At 68.7% G+C, this 16,594-nt stretch carries 16 protein-coding genes and 1 pseudogene; 12 read left to right on the forward strand and 5 right to left on the reverse strand.

From position 1 onward, the window contains the following. The 3 genes from ACSAMQ_RS16475 to rlmD form a co-directional block, all read left to right on the forward strand. Positions 1-1,697 (forward strand): hypothetical protein (locus tag ACSAMQ_RS16475; RefSeq protein ID WP_435396695.1); only part of this gene is annotated, 1,697 nt, incomplete at its 5' end. A 115-nt stretch (positions 1,698-1,812) separates the two neighbouring features. Continuing rightward, on the forward strand, positions 1,813-2,436 hold the full coding sequence (locus tag ACSAMQ_RS16480) for a DUF1318 domain-containing protein (protein ID WP_435396696.1): 624 nt from the start codon (positions 1,813-1,815) through the stop codon (positions 2,434-2,436). 209 nt (positions 2,437-2,645) lie between these two features. Then, positions 2,646-3,989 carry a 23S rRNA (uracil(1939)-C(5))-methyltransferase RlmD gene (gene rlmD / locus ACSAMQ_RS16485; protein ID WP_435396708.1) on the forward strand — a complete coding sequence of 448 codons (1,344 nt, stop codon included), beginning with the start codon at positions 2,646-2,648 and terminating at the stop codon, positions 3,987-3,989. Positions 3,990-4,120: 131 nt separating this feature from the next. Here the strand turns inward: rlmD and ACSAMQ_RS16490 are convergent, their stop codons facing one another. Next, positions 4,121-4,741, reverse strand: coding sequence for a hypothetical protein (locus ACSAMQ_RS16490; protein ID WP_435396697.1), 621 nt, complete (start codon positions 4,739-4,741; stop codon positions 4,121-4,123). 90 nt (positions 4,742-4,831) lie between these two features. On the opposite strand from ACSAMQ_RS16490, the gene ACSAMQ_RS16495 reads away from it, so the two are divergent. The 7 genes from ACSAMQ_RS16495 (at position 4,832) to ACSAMQ_RS16525 (ending at position 11,155) form a co-directional block, all read left to right on the forward strand. Further along, complete coding sequence (locus tag ACSAMQ_RS16495; RefSeq protein WP_435396698.1) at positions 4,832-5,362, forward strand: CYTH domain-containing protein; 531 nt, start codon at positions 4,832-4,834, stop codon at positions 5,360-5,362. Positions 5,363-5,482: 120 nt separating this feature from the next. Then, the gene (gene nagZ / locus ACSAMQ_RS16500) at positions 5,483-6,478 is read left to right on the forward strand and encodes a beta-N-acetylhexosaminidase (RefSeq protein WP_435396699.1); all 996 of its coding nucleotides are present in this window, start codon (positions 5,483-5,485) and stop codon (positions 6,476-6,478) included. After that, positions 6,478-7,032, forward strand: coding sequence for a hypoxanthine-guanine phosphoribosyltransferase (locus tag ACSAMQ_RS16505; protein WP_435396700.1), 555 nt, complete (start codon positions 6,478-6,480; stop codon positions 7,030-7,032). Before nagZ ends, ACSAMQ_RS16505 begins: the two co-directional genes overlap by 1 nt. Before the next feature lies 1 nt (position 7,033). Then, on the forward strand, positions 7,034-7,792 hold the full coding sequence (locus ACSAMQ_RS16510; RefSeq protein WP_435396701.1) for an S-methyl-5'-thioinosine phosphorylase: 759 nt from the start codon (positions 7,034-7,036) through the stop codon (positions 7,790-7,792). 184 nt (positions 7,793-7,976) lie between these two features. Then, positions 7,977-8,183 (forward strand): cold-shock protein, encoded by a 207-nt coding sequence (locus ACSAMQ_RS16515; protein ID WP_031373678.1) that lies wholly within the window; start codon positions 7,977-7,979, stop codon positions 8,181-8,183. A gap of 843 nt (positions 8,184-9,026) precedes the next feature. After that, entirely contained in the window at positions 9,027-10,664 is a 1,638-nt protein-coding gene (locus tag ACSAMQ_RS16520; protein WP_435396702.1) for an acyl-CoA dehydrogenase family protein, read from the forward strand. Continuing rightward, on the forward strand, positions 10,661-11,155 hold the full coding sequence (locus ACSAMQ_RS16525; RefSeq protein WP_435396703.1) for a L,D-transpeptidase family protein: 495 nt from the start codon (positions 10,661-10,663) through the stop codon (positions 11,153-11,155). Before ACSAMQ_RS16520 ends, ACSAMQ_RS16525 begins: the two co-directional genes overlap by 4 nt. Positions 11,156-11,194: 39 nt before the next feature. Here the strand turns inward: ACSAMQ_RS16525 and ACSAMQ_RS16530 are convergent, their stop codons facing one another. Further along, positions 11,195-11,422 (reverse strand): hypothetical protein, encoded by a 228-nt coding sequence (locus tag ACSAMQ_RS16530; protein WP_435396709.1) that lies wholly within the window; start codon positions 11,420-11,422, stop codon positions 11,195-11,197. 146 nt (positions 11,423-11,568) lie between these two features. Between ACSAMQ_RS16530 and ACSAMQ_RS16535 the strand changes: the two genes are divergently transcribed. Both ACSAMQ_RS16535 and ACSAMQ_RS16540 read left to right on the forward strand, forming a co-directional pair. Continuing rightward, positions 11,569-11,772 carry a hypothetical protein gene (locus ACSAMQ_RS16535; RefSeq protein WP_435396704.1) on the forward strand — a complete coding sequence of 68 codons (204 nt, stop codon included), beginning with the start codon at positions 11,569-11,571 and terminating at the stop codon, positions 11,770-11,772. Positions 11,773-12,266: 494 nt separating this feature from the next. Next, positions 12,267-13,466 (forward strand): S1 family peptidase, encoded by a 1,200-nt coding sequence (locus tag ACSAMQ_RS16540; protein ID WP_435396705.1) that lies wholly within the window; start codon positions 12,267-12,269, stop codon positions 13,464-13,466. 128 nt (positions 13,467-13,594) lie between these two features. Here the strand turns inward: ACSAMQ_RS16540 and ACSAMQ_RS16545 are convergent, their stop codons facing one another. From ACSAMQ_RS16545 to ACSAMQ_RS16555, 3 genes and pseudogenes are all read right to left on the reverse strand, one after another. Next, a complete protein-coding gene (locus tag ACSAMQ_RS16545; RefSeq protein ID WP_435396706.1) occupies positions 13,595-15,397 on the reverse strand; it encodes an ABC transporter transmembrane domain-containing protein in 1,803 nt (600 codons plus the stop codon). Positions 15,398-15,407: 10 nt separating this feature from the next. After that, entirely contained in the window at positions 15,408-16,013 is a 606-nt protein-coding gene (locus ACSAMQ_RS16550; protein ID WP_435396707.1) for an IMPACT family protein, read from the reverse strand. Positions 16,014-16,053: 40 nt separating this feature from the next. Further along, a pseudogene (locus ACSAMQ_RS16555) lies at positions 16,054-16,594 on the reverse strand (hypothetical protein); the annotation flags it as partial.

Raw genomic sequence — 16,594 nt, forward strand, 5'->3', positions numbered from 1 at the left:
TGGACCTGGGCGTCGCCACCACCGACGCGCGCCTGAGCCAGGGCGCCAGCGTGCTGTCGCTGCACCGCGACGCGGCCGCGCCCGACCTGACCCGGATTGATCTCGCCCGGGTGCCGCTGGCCTGGGCCCAGGCCCTGGTCGCGCAGGCCTGGCCGGACGGGCGGATCAAGGGCGGCACGCTCGACGGCCGTCTCGACATCGCCGCGCCGGCGCGGCAGCCATTGCGCATCGCCGGCCCCTTGCGTCTCAGTGGCGGCGCACTGGATACCCCGGACGGCTCGATCGCCGCCGAAAATCTCGGCGCGCGACTGCGGATCGACAGCGAGCTGGGCAGCGGCGACCGCGTCCTCGTCGACGGTCGTCTCGAAGGCGGCGAGCTGTTGTTCGGCAATGCCTATGTTTCGTTGCAACGGCGGCCGGTGGCGCTGCGGATCGAAGCGACCCGGCAAACTGGCGAGGGCTGGCGGTTGCCGCGGCTGTCGTGGCGTGACGACGGCATCCTCGCCGTCGACGGCAGCGCCGCGCTGACCCCGGACGCAGGGCTGGCCGCGCTCGATCTGAATCTGCGCAGCGCCGACCTCGCGCCGCTGCGCGACGGCTATCTGTCGGGTTTCCTCGGTCTGGCGGGCCTGGCCAAACTCGAACTGACCGGTGCGGCGCAGGTACGGCTGCGCATGAGCGGCGACGAGCTGCAGATGGCCGAAGCGACCCTGATCGACGCGTCGATGAACGATGCCCAGGGGCGGTTCCGTTTCGACGGTCTCGACGGCACGGTCAGTTACTCCGCCGACACCGCGGTCGACAGCGAATTGGGTTGGCGCAGCGGCGAGTTGTACGGGCTCGATTTCGGCGCGGTGCGCCTGCCGTTTTCCAGCGGCGACGGCGAGTTGCGCCTGAACCGAGCGGTGTCGCTGCCGATGCTCGGCGGCCGCGCCGGCTTCGACGGCCTGCGTCTGCGTCCTCCGTCCGGAGGCAAGGGCCTGGACGTGCGTTTCGGCCTCAACCTCGACCGGCTCGACGTCGGCCAGCTGTCCAAGGCCCTGGACTGGCCGGCCTTCACCGGCGAACTCAGCGGCCGCCTGCCCGAAGCGCACTATGCCGACGACCGGCTCGAACTCGCCGGCGGCCTGACGATGCAGGTGTTCGGCGGCACCGTCGCGGTGTCGTCGCTGGCGATGGAGCGGCCGTTCGGGGTCGCGCCGACCCTGAGCTCGGACCTCGCCCTCGACCAGCTCGACCTGGAATCGCTGACCGGCGTGTTCGGCTTCGGGAGCATCACCGGCCGGCTCCACGGGCGCATCGACCAACTGCGCCTGGTCGACTGGCAACCGGTCGCCTTCGACGCCGAGCTGCACACGCGCAAGACCCGCGGCGTGCGTCAGCGCATCAGCCAGCGCGCGGTCCAGGACCTGTCCAGCGTCGGCGACTCCTCCTTCGCCGGCAGCCTGCAGGACCGCCTGATCGGTTTCTTCGACGACTTCGGCTATGCCCGCATCGGCATCGCCTGCCGCCTCGCCGACGAGGTCTGTCATATGGACGGGCTGGGACCGGCCAAGAACCAGGGCTTCACCATCGTCCAGGGCGCGGGCGTGCCGCACCTGGACGTGGTCGGCTACAACCGCCGGGTCGACTGGCCGACCCTGCTCGAACGCCTGGAGGCGGTCGGCAAGGGCGAGGTCAAACCCGTCGTTCAGTGAAGCCGTGCCAGCCTTGTCCTGTCGCGGCGCCGTGCTTCAATAGGCGCCATTCGTTCAGCCCGCGCCGGATGCGCGGGATGCCGCGCAGGACGCGCATAACCGAAAGGACCCGCTCATGCGCCGTTGGATGGGAATACCGGTCGCTGCCGTGATGTTGACGGCTTGCGTGACGATCAATGTTTACTTCCCGGCCGCCGAGGCCAAGGAAGCCGCCAAGGAATTCGTCGAGAAGGTCATCGGCGAAACTCCGGCCGAGTCCAAAACCGAGCCCGGCAAGCCCGGCGGCAGCGCCTCGCTCGAGCGTCCGGCCCTGCAGCTGGACCGCCTCGCCGGCCGGGTCGACTGGTGGTCGCTGGTCGGCATCGGCAGCGCCCAGGCGCAGTCGCCCGACATTTCGATCAAGACCCCGGCGATCCAGGCGATCCAGTCGCGCATGGCCTCGCGTTTCGACGGTCAGTTGCGCGCGCACTTCGACTCCGGCGCGCTCGGCTTCACCAACGCCGGCACTGTCAGCGTGCGCGACGCCTCCAAGATCCCGCTCGCCGAGCGCGTCGCGGTCAACCAGGCAGTCGCCGACCAGGGCCGCGATTCGGCCGCGGTGTATCGCGAAATCGCCGTGGCCAACGGGCACCGGGAATGGGAAGCGCAGATCCGCCAGGTGTTCGCCCGCCAGTGGATCGACAGCGCCAAGGGCGGCTGGTGGTATCAGGACGCGGGCGGGGGTTGGAAGCAGAAATAATCGGGGACTCGGGACTCGGGACTCGGGGTTCGGGACTCGGGACTCGGGACTCGGGACTCGATCAAGCGACTGCAAAGGCCCGCCGTCGGCGGGCCTTTGCTTTGGGACACGCGCCAAGCTTGTGCTCCGAGCACTGCGCCACGAGGGCTCCTCCGAGTCCCGAGTCCCGGGCCATGCCCCGAATCTGCGACAATATCCGGCCTTGATTCCTGCCAGCAGCTGTGGCCCGCATCGATCAAACCCCTTTCGAAGTCGCGATCACCGACTTCACTCACGATGGCCGCGGCGTGGCCCGGCGTCCCGACGGCAAGGCCGTATTCGTCGCCGGCGCCTTGCCGGGCGAACGCGTCATGGCCAAGCAGACTGCGCGTTCGCGCAGCTTCGACGAGGCGGTGACGCTGGAAGTGCTCGAAGCCGCGCCCGACCGGGTCGCGCCGCGCTGCGCTCATTTCGGCGTCTGCGGCGGCTGCGCCCTGCAGCATCTGGCCGAAGACAAGCAGATCCTCGCCAAGCAGCGCGTGCTGATGGACAACCTGGAGCGCATCGGCCACGTCGTGCCCGAGCGCGTGCTGCCGGCATTGACCGATGCGGCCTGGGGTTATCGCCGCAAGGGCCGATTCTCGGTGCGCCGGGTCGAGAAGAAGGACAAGACCCTGGTCGGTTTCCGCGAGAACGACCCGCGCTTCGTCGCCGACATCGCGCGCTGCGAGACCGTGATTCCGCTGATCGGCGACAGGATTTCGGCCCTGGCGAACCTCATCGACGGCCTGCAGGCGCGTCGCGAAATTCCACAGGTCGAGTTCATCGCCGGCGATCCCACGCCGGACTACACCGGCGTGGCGCTGACCTTCCGTCACCTCGCGCCGCTCTCCGAGTCCGATCGCGAAGCCATCGTCGCCTTCGCCCAGACGCACGGTTTCGCGGTGTTCCTGCAGCCCGGCGGCATCGACAGCGTGCACGCGCTGTGGCCGGCCGAGCCGAAGCTCGCGTTCTCGCTGCCGCAGTGGAACCTGGAGCTCAAGTTCCGTCCGCTCGACTTCATCCAGGTCAATGCCGGTCTCAACGGCCACATGATCCAGCACGCGATCGACCTGCTCGAACCGCAGCCGCAGGACCGCGTGCTCGATCTGTTCGCCGGTCTGGGCAATTTCACCTTGCCGCTGGCGCGCACGGTGCGCGAAGTGGTCGGCGTCGAGGGAGAGGCCAGCCTGGTGCGGCGCGCTCGCGAGAACGCCGAACACAATGGCCTGGCCAATGCCCACTTCCATGCCGCCGACCTGAGCAAGGACCTGCGCGGCGAATCGTGGATGCGCGAAGGCTTCGACCGCCTGTTGCTCGATCCGCCGCGTTCGGGCGCCGATTTCGTCTTGACCCAGCTGCCGCTGAAGCAGTTCGAGCGCATCGTTTACGTGAGCTGCCATCCGGCCTCGCTGGCCCGCGACGCCGGCTATCTGGTACGCGAAAAGGGCTGGAAACTGCGTGCGGCCGGGGTGATGGACATGTTCCCGCACACCGCCCACGTCGAGTCGATCGCGATGTTCGAGCCGCGCTGAGACGAAGCTGAGTTACCGGGAATTTGCGAGACCGCGCCGCTGCCTGAGGGTAGGAGCGGTGCGAGCCGCGACCGCCATCTCTCAAGAATCTGCGCACCGCGATCGGAGCCTGTGCCGTGCGCGGTCGCCGATCAATCCGGCAGCAACGACCAATCCGTTCCCTGCAGGCGGAAGCGCAGCGGCTTGGAGCCCTGGCCCTGGCTCGGCGTGTGCAGTCCTGCATGGCATTTCACCGCATCGCTGTCGCGCTCGAGTTGGCACGACTCCAGCGCGGTGACGGTGAGCGTCGCGGCGAATTCCCTGAACTGCGCCGCAGCCTTCGGGTCCTGTTCCCGGCCGGCCAGTTCGCCCAAATGCCCGCGCACCAGTTCCTGCGCCCGCGCCAGGGTCGGCTGCGGCGCATCGATGTCCTTTTCTTCGACCACTCGCCATTGCGCGCCGTCGCGGCGGAAACGCAGGACGGTGTAATCCTCGCCGATGCCGCCCCGGGTCTTGAGGATGCAGGTCGTCCGCGTATCGTCGAGCGTCTGGCAGCCTTGCACCGCGGCGATATCCATCGACTCCAGCATCGCCACGGCCGCCAACGAAGGTGACTCCTTACTGGCTTGCCTGCGCAGTTCCGCATCGATGCCGAGACGGAATGCGGCTCTGGCCTGATCGAGGCTGGGCGCGGCATCGGCGGCGAATGCCGCGTCGCAAGCGCACAGCAGGACGAGACACAACAGGCGACAGGGGGTGGCGATGGCGTGCATCCGTGCGTAACTCGGCAGCGGGCGGCGCCCGCGGAGCGCGCAGTGTACGCAAGCGCGCGCCCGCGGCCGAGCGCTGCGTCATAATGGCGCATGGGCATAGAAATCGAACGCAAATTCCTGGTGGTCGGCGAGGCCTGGCGCGCGGCCGCGCACAAGGTCGTGCCGATGGCGCAGGGTTATCTCAACGATCTGGCGGCGATAGACGCGCCGGTCGCCGGCGCCACCGCGATGAAGGCCTCGGTGCGGGTGCGCATCGCCGGCGACGAGGCCTACTTGAACCTCAAGTCGCGCGAGCTCGGCCACACTCGCCAGGAGTTCGACTATCCGATCCCGGTCGAGGACGCGCGCAGCCTGCTCGCGCTCTGCGTCGGCGGCATGATCGACAAGCGCCGCCATTACGTCGAACACGAAGGCCATCTGTGGGAGGTCGACGAGTTCCTGGGCGACAACGCCGGCCTGGTGGTGGCCGAGATCGAGCTCGACCACGCCGACGCCGTCTTCGCACGCCCCGGCTGGGCCGGCGCTGAGGTCACCGATTCGGCGCGCTATTACAACCTGGCCCTGGCGACCCGCCCCTACGCGCAGTGGAGCCCGGCCGAGCGCGACGGCCGAGCCGCCTGAGTCTGCGGCGGGGCTGCCGGAGCCGCCGAGCCCGGCGGACAAGCGGGGTACGCCTGTCGCCCCATCTGCGAGACAATGGCCGCGGCGCAGCCAGCGCTGCCTTCTTTCCAGGAGTTCCGCATGCTCGTGATCGGCGTCGCCGGTACCGAACTCACCGCGCAGGAGCGCGACTGGTTGCAGCACGATGCCTGCGCCGGCGTCATCCTGTTCAGCCGCAACTTCGCGTCCCGAGCCCAGGTCGCCGAGCTGTCCCAGGCGATCCGCGAGGCCGCGCCTCGTCCGCAGCTGATCTGCGTTGACCAGGAAGGCGGGCGGGTGCAGCGCTTCCGCGAAGGCTATAGCGCGCTGCCGCCGCTGGACGTGTTCGGCCGGCTCTACGCCAGCGACCGCGAGGCTGCGCTCAAGCTGGCCGAGGAACACGCCCAGCTCATGGCCAGCGAAGTGCAGGCCAGCGGCGTCGACCTGAGTTTCGCCCCGGTGGTCGACCTGGGGCGCGGCAATCTGGCGATCGGCAACCGCGCCTTCGACGCCGATCCGCAAGTCGTGTCCGAATTCACCGCCGCCTACGTCCGCGGCATGCACGCACGCGGCATGGCCGCGACGCTCAAGCATTTCCCGGGCCACGGCTCGGTCCTGGCGGACACCCATTTCGACGAAGCGGTCGACCCGCGCAGCCTCGACGAACTGCGCGCGACCGACCTGATTCCGTTCGTCGCCGGCATCGAGGCCAAAGCCGACGCGGTGATGATGGCGCACGTCTCATACCCGGCGGTCGCACCGGAGCCGGCCGGCTATTCGCGGCGCTGGATCGAAGAGATCCTGCGCGGCGATATGCAGTTCCGCGGGGTGGTGTTCAGCGACGACATCGGCATGGCCGCCGCGTTCTCGGTCGGCGGCATCAAGGCGCGCATCGATGCGCACCTGGACGCCGGCTGCGATGTGGTCCTGGTCTGCCACCCGCAACTGGTCGAAGAATCGTTGGCGGCGGTCGAAGGCCGCCGCCTCAACACCGCGGCCTTGACCGGCCTGATCGGCCGGGGCGCGATGGGCTGGGACGGTCTGCTCGCCGACGCCCGTTACGGCGAAACCCGCCACCGTCTGGAAGGATTGGCTTGATGACTTCGCACGACCTGGCCGCGGCGCTCGCCGATGCCGACCTCATTTTCGACCGTCGCACGCTCGAACGCGAAATAGCGCGCATGGCCGGCAAGATCCGCAACGACTACGCCGGCAGCGTGCCGGTGTACCTGACGATCATGCACGGCGGCCTGCCGTTCGCGGCGCAGTTGGCGATGGAGCTCGGCGAACGCGGGCTCGATCTGGAGTTCGACTATCTGCATGCGACCCGCTACCGCGGCGCGACCTCCGGCGGCGAGCTGGTCTGGAAGCATCGCCCGGCGACGCCTTTGCGCGGCCGCCGCGTGCTGCTCGCCGACGACATCGTCGACGAGGGCCACACCCTGCACGCGATCCGCGAATGGTGCCTGCAGCAGGGGGCGGTCGAAGTGCGCATCGCCGCGCTCGCGGTCAAGGCTCACGACCGTTGCGTCGAGGGCTTGAGCGCGCACTACGTTGGCGTGGAAGTGCCCGACCGTTACGTGTTCGGCTACGGCATGGATTTCCACGAGCAGGGCCGCAATCTGCCCGCGATCTACGCACTGAAGGATTGAGATGAGCGATCTGGCAATCGACCTGGCCGTGATCGGCGGCACCGGCCTGTACCGCATCGCCGAGCTGCAGGACGTCGAGTCGCATCAGCCGGTGACGCGTTATGGCGCGCCCTCGGGCCCGGTCCGGATCGGCACGCTCGGCGGCCGCCGCGTCGCCTTCCTGGCGCGCCACGGCGAAGGCCACTCGCTGCCGCCGCACCAGATCAATTACCGCGCCAATCTCGCCGCTCTGCAGGCCCTCGGCGCGCAGCGCGTGCTCGCGCTCAATACGGTCGGCGGCATTACCGAACGGTTCGGCCCGCGCGTATTGGCCTGCCCGGACCAGCTGATCGACTACACCTGGGGCCGCATCTCGACTATTTGCGAAGAACCCGGCACCGAGGTGCTGCACGTCGATTTCGGCGAGCCTTATACCCGCGATTTGCGCCAGGCGGTGATCGCCGCGGCGCACAGCGCCGGCGTGGCCCTGGTCGACGGCGGTTGCTATGGCGCCACCCAGGGCCCGCGCCTGGAAACGCGAGCCGAAATCGCGCGCATGCGCCGCGACGGCTGCGACCTGGTCGGCATGACCGGCATGCCCGAAGCCGGCCTCGCGCGCGAGCTGGGCCTCGACTACGCCTGCCTGGCCATCGTCGCCAACTGGGCCGCCGGCGCGGGCCCCGACCCGGACGAAGTGATCACCCTGCAGGACGTGCTCGACAACGTCGCGGCAGCTTCGGCCGGGCTGCCGGCGCTGCTGAGCGCCGTGCTCGATAGGTGATCGGGGTCGCATAAACCGAATCCCGCGCCTGCGGCGTGGCCGGTTTTCCCTACGGACTACGTGATGGATGTGGTCACGCTGGGCCGTTGTCATCCACCGGCACAGTTTGCATACTCGCAATGCGTCTCGTGGCACATTCAGCGACGACGCACGTCAACGCATCCAGCATGAGGTCAATAAGGATATGCAGTACGGCACCGTGAAGTGGTTCAACGACGCCAAGGGCTTCGGTTTTATTTCTCCCGAAGATGGCAGCGCGGATGTATTCGTGCACTTCTCCGCGATCAACGCAAAAGGCTTCCGCAGTCTGCAGGAAGGTCAGCGCGTCAGCTACCAGCTGACCCAGGGTCCGAAGGGCGCACAGGCGTCCGAAGTGGCTCCGGTGGTTTGATTGCGTTGCCCCTCGGGGCAATGGCTGGCCCGATCGAATTCGGACAGTTTCCAAGGCCTCGCTCCGGCGGGGCCTTTTTCTTTGCGGCGGCGCGTTCGGTGGTCGCGACTTACGTCGCTCCTACAGGGGATGGTTTCGCGGTGTTGCGTTGCTGGGCTTGGCCTTTGTAGGAGCGACGTGAGTCGCGACGCGGATGCGCAGAAACAGCACGGCCGTCGTCATCTATCGGAGCTGCGTGCTCTCGCAGGGTAGGAGCGGCGCAAGCCGCGACATCGTTGCGGCGGTCTTCGGCGCCTCTCTCATCTAATAGATCAAGATCAAGATCAAGATCAATATCTAGATCAAGATCAAACCCAAAGCTTCCGCCGCTGAAGCGGCGGGTTACTTTCTTTTGTCATAAGCAACAAAAGAAAGGTAACCAAAGAAAAGTGCTTTTCTTTGAATCAAGGGCCCGCGCGTTCGATGCATACGCGGTGATTTTTCATACGGGACCTCCCTGTCCCGATGAAAAACGGCCCGCATCCCTGCGGGCCGCCCTCCGGGTCTTCTGTTGTCTTCGCTAGTGCGAAGCTGCGCACGGCAACGGCAACGGCAACGGCAACGGCAACGGCAACGGCAACGGCCTGCAACTGCAACGGCCGTGGCAGGGGCAGGGCGGGGGCACGTCGCCGAGCAAGGCGTTGCGCCAGCTTGGAGCCCCGCGGTCGCGGCTCGCGCCGCTCCTACCCTGAGAGGGCCCGTACGCCCGTACGTCCGAGCGCCGCAACACCGGCGTAACTCGCAGGTCCCCACACCGGGCAGACACCACTAGAATCCGGACAAACCCTACGGAGATTCGCCGCCATGGATCCGCTGCCCCCGTTCGCGACCCACCGGGTCGAGAATCAGCCGCCGCCGTTCGCCCCGCGCGATCTGTGGCGCGACGATATCGCTCTGCGCGAAGCGGTGAGCCGCGAAGGCGGCGACGGCCATGCCGAGGCGGTGGCGCGCTACGGTGCGCTCGCCGGCGACGAGATCTACCGCCTCAGCTTCGACGCGCACCGCGACAAGCCGCGTCTGCGCAGCCATGACGCCCAGGGCCATCGCATCGACCTGGTCGAGTTCCACCCGAATTACCACGCCATCATGGCTGCGGCGATCGAACACGGCGTCGCCGGTCTGTCCTGGCACGATCCGCGCCCGGGCTCGCACGTCGCGCGCGCGGCGCTGAGTTATCTGCATCACCAGGTCGAACCCGGCAGCAGTTGCCCGCTGACCATGACCCACGCCGCCGCACCGGTGTTGCGTCACGCCCCGGCCCTGGCCGAATGGGCGCGCAAGGCCGCCGCGCCGAGTTACGACGGGCGCGATGTCGGTTTCGGCGACAAGACCGGCCTGACCCTCGGCATGGGCATGACCGAGAAGCAGGGCGGCTCCGACGTGCGCGCCAACCAGACCGTCGCCACGCCGATATCCGGCGACGAGTACGAACTGGTCGGCCACAAGTGGTTCTTCTCGGCGCCGATGTCGGACGGGTTCCTGGTGCTGGCGCGGGCGCCGGGCGGGCTGAGTTGCTTCCTGATGCCGCGCTGGCATCCGCACGGCGGCAAGAACGCGCTGCGCCTGATGCGGCTCAAGGACAAGCTCGGCGACTGGTCGAACGCGTCGTCCGAGGTCGAATTCCACGGCGCCTGGGCGCAGCGCGTCGGCGACGAAGGCCGCGGCGTGGCGACCATCATCGAGATGGTGATGCTGACCCGCCTGGATTGCATGCTCGGCTCGGCCGGCGAAATGCGCATGGCGCTGGCCCAGGCGATGCACCACGCGCGCCATCGGCGCAGCTTCGGCAAGCCATTGCTCGATCATGCGCTGATGCGCAACGTCGCGGCCGACCTCGCGCTCGAAGCCGAGGCCGCGATCCAGTTCGCGATCCGGGTTGCCGGCGCGGTCGACCGGGCCGGCGGCGATGCCGGCGAGCAAGCGTTCGCGCGCATCGCCACCGCGATCGGCAAGTACTGGATCTGCAAGCGCGCGCCGGCCTTCGTCAACGAGGCGCAGGAATGCCTCGGCGGCGCCGGCTATGTCGAGGAATCGATCCTGCCGCGGTTGTACCGGCAGGCGCCGTTGAATTCGATCTGGGAGGGCAGCGGCAACATCCAGTGCCTCGACGTGCTGCGCGCGCTCGCACGCGAGCCGCAAACCGGCGCGGCGGTGTTGGCCGAACTCGAATCGGCCGCCGGTCGCGACGCGGCGTTCGATACGCAACTCGCCGCGCTGCGCGCGGTCCTGAGCGGGCGCGCGCCGGTCGCCGAGGCGCAGGCGCGGGTATGGACAGAGCGCCTCGCCCTGGGCCTGCAGGCGGCCATCTTGCTGCGCGCCGACAGTCCGCTCGCGGCGGCGTTCTGCGCGAGCCGGCTCGGCGGACGGCACGGGCTGGCGTTCGGCACCTTGCCCGAAGGCCTGGACTTCGAGCCGGTGCTGCAGCGGGCGCTGCCGGCATGAAGGCGCTGGGTATCCTCTTGCTTTGCGCCGCGGCGCTTTGCGCGCCGGCCGCGGCGCGCACGCCGCCGGCGATGGCGCCGGAGCCGCAACGCGCCGACAGCATCGTCGTCGACAAGTCGGAGCGGCGCATGCGCTTGCTGCGCGACGGCAAGCTCATCCGCACCTATTCGATTCTTCTGGGCGATGCGCCGATCGGGCACAAGCGACAGCAGGGCGACGAACGCACGCCCGAAGGCGCCTACCGCATCAGCGGGCGCAATCAGAACAGCCGCTTCCATCTGTCCCTGCGCGTGTCGTATCCGAACCAGGCCGATCGCAAACACGCGAGTGCGCGCGGCGTCGACCCGGGCGGCGACATCATGATCCACGGCGGCACGCCGCCCGGATACCGGCGCGACTGGACCGACGGTTGCATCGCCCTGACCGATGCGCAGATCGAGGAAGTCTGGAGCCTGGTGCCGACCGGTACGCCGATCCGCATCGACCCCTGAGCGCGGCCCGCGTGGGCGCCGCGCCCGGGCGACGGCGCGTCAACGCAGCTTTTCGGCGTAGGCCTCGCGCACGTGCTGGCTGATGTAGGTGCTCAAGCCGCGGCCGCTTTCGGCCAGTTCGACCATGCTGGCGATGGTCTCGGCGCCGGCGCTCTGAGCGGTATAGAGGTAGACCGAACCGTCGACGAACTCGATCGCGATCGCGTCCGGGCCGGGCAGATAGGCGCGGACGCCGGAATCGCCGTTTAGATTCGGGTAGGGCCTCAGTACGGGCTTCATTGCGGCTTCGTCACGAGCTTGTTCATGGGCTATGAGCGGCCGGGCAGCGCCGCACCTGAATGCGCGGTCGACGCGCGTCTGCCTGGCGTCATGCCACGCTAGCGTCGATGGGTGTAAGGTCGAGTGAGGCGGCCATGCGGGCCGCTACGGGAGGTGCAACCATGCGTGGTTCACGTAAATCCCAGGCACTGGCGCTGTTCGCGCTGGCCGCGGTGCCGCCGCCGGCGCACGGCTCGGACTTTTCTTTCGCACTGTTCTGGCTCGGCCGTGGCGCGGCCCTTGTCGCCTTGTGCCTGTTCACGGTTTGGTTGATCGGCGAAGCCCGGCGTATCGGCTGATTGCGCCGGCGGCGGCAGCGGCGGCGATACGCATTACCGTTCAGCGTGAAGCGAACGCGCATCGCTCGCGATGCGCATTTGAAGTCGTATCGATCGAATCGAAATGCGCCCTCAGTGGCGTATCCGCGGGATAGTCGCGATAAGGCTTTCGCGCTCCTCCTGCTGCACTGCAGCGTCGCGCGCGCCCGGCAACATCCGTATGCGCATCGTCGTCGTGACTCGGTAGGGTTCTGACGCGAATTCGTTCAGCCTCGACATCGCATGCGCGTTCTTGTGACGCGCCTCGGACTACCGGTGTGACGGGGCCTCGCCGGCGGCTTGTGCGCGCGCCCGGCATCTTCTTATCTGTCTGCTCCCATCGACCCGACACGCATCGAACGCCACGCGAGTGTGTTGTCCCGACGATGGATCCGCCGTCCCTGCGATGGCGACACGAGGTCGTCACGACCTCATCCGAGTCATGTCAGATTCCATTCCCTAAGGAGTTCTTCAACATGTCCGTATCGAAATCCGGCAAGCGCGCCGGCCTGGCGCGTGTGTCCTTGTTCTCGATGATGACGGCGGTGGCCGCATTGTCCGGCGGCGCGGCGCTGGCGGCCGACGAAGTCAGTCCCGAGCTGAAATTCGCGATGCAGCGCGACCTCGGCGTGTTCCCGTCGCAACTCGGCCAGTATCTCGCCACCGAACGCCTCGCCCGGAATCGGGCGGCCGCGGTCGAACGCGAGCTCGGCGGCAACTTCGCCGGCAGCTGGATCGAGCGCAACGAGGACGGCAGTTTCAAGTACGTCGCCGCGACTGCGGGCGCGCGCAAGAGCCTGAGTATTCCCGGCATCGAAGTGCGCACCGTGCGCCATAGCCTGAAGCAGTTGCAGCACTCGATGGATCTGCTCGATGCCAGCTCGCAGGCGCGAGTGAAGGGCATCAGCAAGCCGCTGACCGGTATCCAGAGCTGGTACGTCGACCAGACCAGCAACAGCGTCGTGGTCCGCGTCGACCAGGGCGCGACCGAGCGCGGCGTCGATTTCGTCGCGCTCAGCGGCGCCGACACCGGCATGGTGCGCATCGAAGAAATGCCGGGTACGCTGCAGACCACCGCGACCGTGCTCGGCGGCATCGAGTATTCGATCAACAACGCCTCGCTGTGTTCGGTCGGTTTCTCGGTTACCCGCGGCACCACGAAGGGCTATGTGACCGCCGGGCATTGCGGCACGGTCGGCGCGATCGCCCGCATCGGCGGCGTGCAGGTCGGCTCCTTCGCCGCGCGCGTGTTCCCGGGCAACGACCGCGCCTGGGTCAGCGTCGGCAGCACCCACACTCTGCAGGGCGCGGTCAGCAACTACAGCGGCGGCACCGTGCCGGTGCGCGGCAGCACCGAGGCGGCGATCGGCGCGGCGGTATGCCGCTCGGGCCGCACCACCGGTTATCGTTGCGGCACCATCACCGCCAAGAACGTCACCGCCAACTACGCCGAAGGCGCGGTGCGCGGCCTGACCCAGGGCAATGCCTGCATGGGTCGCGGCGATTCGGGCGGTTCGTGGATCACCAGCGCCGGCCAGGCGCAGGGCGTGATGTCGGGCGGCAACGTGCAGGCCAACGGCAACAACTGCGGCATTCCGGCTTCGCAGCGCAGCAGCCTGTTCGAGCGGCTCGGCCCGATCCTCAGCCAGTACGGGCTGACTTTGGTCCGCAGTTGAGCCGGCAGACAGGAACGTAGGAACTGGAAACTAGGAGTGAGGAGAGCATGAGCGTCGGCGATATCTGCCTGCGCTCACTCCTCACTTCTCTTTACTCACTCCTCTTTATCCACTTCTCGCTCAACGCTTCAATCCAGGAACTGCAGCTTAGCCAGTTCCGCGTACAGGCCGCCCTCGGCGAGCAACTGCGCGTGAGTGCCTTCGGCGACGATGCGGCCGCGGTCCATGACCACGATGCGGTCGGCCTTGAGCACGGTCGCCAGGCGATGGGCGATGACCAGGGTGGTGCGGCCCTCCATCAGGGTTTCCAGCGCTTGCTGCACGGCGCGCTCGCTCTGCGCGTCGAGCGCGCTGGTGGCTTCGTCGAGCAGCAGGATCGGCGCGTCCTTGAGCAGGGCGCGGGCGATCGCGATGCGTTGTTGTTGGCCGCCGGACAGGCGCGCGCCGCGCTCGCCCAGCTCGGTCGCCAGTTTCTCGGGCAGGGCGTCGATGAAATCGGCGGCATGCGCGGCGCGCACGGCCTGGGCGATCTCGTCGTCGCCGGCTTCGAGGCGGCCGTAACGGATGTTGTCGCGCGCGGTGGTGGCGAAGATGGTCGGCTGCTGCGGCACCAGGGCGATGGCTTCGCGCAAGGCGGCCGGGTCGAGCTCGCGCACGTCGACGCCGTCGACCCGTACCGCGCCCTGCTGCGGGTCGTGGAAACGCAGCAGGATCGAGAACACGGTGCTCTTGCCGGCGCCGGAGGGGCCGACCAGGGCCACGGTTTCGCCCGGATGCACGCGCAGGCTGAAGTCCTCCAGCGCGGGCAGGTCGGGGCGCAGCGGGTAATGGAAGCCGAGGTGCTCGAACACCAGTTCGCCGCGCAGCGGCCTGGGCAGCGGCTGCGGGTGCGCCGGCGCGCGCACCGCGCTGGCTTCGTTGAGCAGTTCGCTGATCCGGCCCATGCCGCCGGCGGCGCGCTGCAGGTCGTTCCAGACTTCGGCGAGCGCGCCGATCGAGCCGCCGCCGATCAGGGCGTACAGCACGAACTGGCCGAGGGTGCCGGCGCTCATGCGGCCGGCGACGACGTCGTGCGCGCCCGACCACAGCACCAGGGTGATCGCGCCGAACACCAGGGTGATGGCGATCGCGGTGACCCAGGCCTGGGCGCTGATGCGCTGGCGCGCGGTCTTCACCGCGATCTGCAGCGACTCGCTGAATCGGCCTTGTTCGTAAGGCTCGCGTGCATGCGCCTGGACCGTGCGGACGGCGCCGAGGGTTTCGGCGGCCAGGGTGTTGGCGTCGGCGACGCGGTCCTGGCTGGCGCGCGAGATCTTCTGCAGCTTGCGTCCGCCGATCACGATCGGCAGCACCGCCAGCGGAATGCCGATCAGGGCGAACACGGCCAGGCGCGGACTGGTCCAGAACAGCATGCCGAGGCTGCCGATCACCGTGACCGTGCTGCGCAGCGCCACCGACATGCTGGAGCCGACCACGCTGCGCAGCAGCTCGGCGTCGGCGGTGAGGCGCGAGACCAACTCGCCGCTGCGGGTGCGGTCGTGGAAGCCGGCGTCGAGCGCGATCAGATGGCTGTAGAGCTTCTCGCGCAGGTCGGCGACCACGCGTTCGCCCAGCACCGAGACGAAGTAGAAGCGGATCGCGGTGGCGAAGGCCAGGGCGATGGCGACCAGGAACAGGATCAGGAAGGCGCGATCGATCGCGCTGCTGCCGCCGCCGGCGGCGCTCTGGGCGAAGCCCTGGTCGATCATGATCTTGAACGCGACCGGCAGGCTCAGGGTGGCCGCGCTGGAAGCGCCCAGGGCGAACAGCCAGGCCACGAACAGCCGGCTGTGCTTGCGCACGAACGGCCACAAGGTTCGCAGACTGCCGATCGGGGCCTTGCGGTCGTCGCGGCGTGAGTCGACCGGGCGGCCGGCGCTGGAATCTGTCATCGGGAGGCGTTCATGGGGAGGGGGCGCGGCCCGGTCGATCGAGGCGCACGCGATTACGTGTGGCGTCGCGCAGCTGCGCTTTCAAGGCGTCGACCTGCGATTCGGGCAGACGCACCAGCATACGCACGCCGTCGGCGCTGTAGCGTTCCTGGTCTTTCTCGGCGCCGTGGGCGCTCAGCGCGGCATGCACCGCACCGGTGTCCTCGAACGCAAACGCCAGCTCCAGCTCGCTGTAGCGCAGCAATTCGCGCCGTTCGGCGCAGCGCAGGCACTCGGCCGCGCTGCCGCCATAGGCGCGCACCAGGCCGCCGGCGCCGAGCTTGATGCCGCCGTACCAGCGGGTCACCACGACCGCGACCTGGTCGTAGCCCTGACCGTCGATCGCCGCGAGGATCGGCCGCCCGGCGGTGCCGGCCGGTTCGCCGTCGTCGTTGAAACGGTATTGGGCACCGATGCGGTAGGCCCAGCAATTGTGGGTCGCGGCTGGATCGCCGACTTCGGCGATGAAAGCCAGCGCCGCTTCCGGCGTGTCCACCGGCGCGGCGAGGGCGAGAAAGCGACTGTGCTTGACCTCGATCGACAGGCTGGCGCGCGCGGCGAGGGTTGCGGTGTTCACCGGTGGACGCTCGCGGCGAGGCCGGGGCGGCGGCCCGGGCTCATTTCAGCAGCGCGCGCAGGTCGTCCGGCACCCGCGCCTGCGGATGGGCGCGGTGAAAGCGGCGCAGGCTGTCGCGGGCGAGCTCGATATCGCCGCGGTCGCGGTACGAGCGGATGATTTCCAGCCACTGCGCCGGGGTCAGGGTCGCTTCCTCGGTCGCGTTGAGCCGGACCCGGCTGCCGGTAACCTCGATCCGTTCCAGTACGGTGGAATCCTGAGCGACCGCCGGTTGCGCGGCCTGGGCGTCGGCCGCTGCGCTATTCGCCGATTGCATGTTGGCCGACTGGGCGGCAGCGGCAGGCGCGGGCGAGCGCACGGCATTGCCGAGCGATGGCGCCGATTTGCTGCCCCGATCGGCCCGAGCTTCGGTCCGAGCCTCTGCTTCGGCGCGGCCTTCGGCCTTGGGCGCCGAAGCGGCGGCTGCGCCGGCAGGGGCGGCTTCGCGCAGTTCGTAGCGGCGCTCGCGGGCCAGCTGCGGTTTGACGGCATCGCTGGCGGTGGCGGGCGCGGGCGCTGCCGGCGCGTGCATCGGGGCCGAG

Origin of the sequence: Lysobacter sp. 1R34A, assembly GCF_051217035.1 — a bacterium.
Lineage (GTDB): Bacteria > Pseudomonadota > Gammaproteobacteria > Xanthomonadales > Xanthomonadaceae > Lysobacter.

Coding starts and splice junctions, on each gene's coding strand:
- ACSAMQ_RS16545 (WP_435396706.1), bottom strand. CDS start 15,397: ATGACAGATTCCAGCGCCGGCCGCCCGGTCGACTCACGCCGCGACGAC.
- ACSAMQ_RS16525 (WP_435396703.1), top strand. CDS start 10,661: ATGAAGGCGCTGGGTATCCTCTTGCTTTGCGCCGCGGCGCTTTGCGCG.
- ACSAMQ_RS16520 (WP_435396702.1), top strand. CDS start 9,027: ATGGATCCGCTGCCCCCGTTCGCGACCCACCGGGTCGAGAATCAGCCG.
- ACSAMQ_RS16535 (WP_435396704.1), top strand. CDS start 11,569: ATGCGGGCCGCTACGGGAGGTGCAACCATGCGTGGTTCACGTAAATCC.
- nagZ (WP_435396699.1), top strand. CDS start 5,483: ATGCTCGTGATCGGCGTCGCCGGTACCGAACTCACCGCGCAGGAGCGC.
- ACSAMQ_RS16515 (WP_031373678.1), top strand. CDS start 7,977: ATGCAGTACGGCACCGTGAAGTGGTTCAACGACGCCAAGGGCTTCGGT.
- ACSAMQ_RS16540 (WP_435396705.1), top strand. CDS start 12,267: ATGTCCGTATCGAAATCCGGCAAGCGCGCCGGCCTGGCGCGTGTGTCC.
- ACSAMQ_RS16510 (WP_435396701.1), top strand. CDS start 7,034: ATGAGCGATCTGGCAATCGACCTGGCCGTGATCGGCGGCACCGGCCTG.
- ACSAMQ_RS16480 (WP_435396696.1), top strand. CDS start 1,813: ATGCGCCGTTGGATGGGAATACCGGTCGCTGCCGTGATGTTGACGGCT.
- ACSAMQ_RS16490 (WP_435396697.1), bottom strand. CDS start 4,741: ATGCACGCCATCGCCACCCCCTGTCGCCTGTTGTGTCTCGTCCTGCTG.
- ACSAMQ_RS16495 (WP_435396698.1), top strand. CDS start 4,832: ATGGGCATAGAAATCGAACGCAAATTCCTGGTGGTCGGCGAGGCCTGG.
- ACSAMQ_RS16505 (WP_435396700.1), top strand. CDS start 6,478: ATGACTTCGCACGACCTGGCCGCGGCGCTCGCCGATGCCGACCTCATT.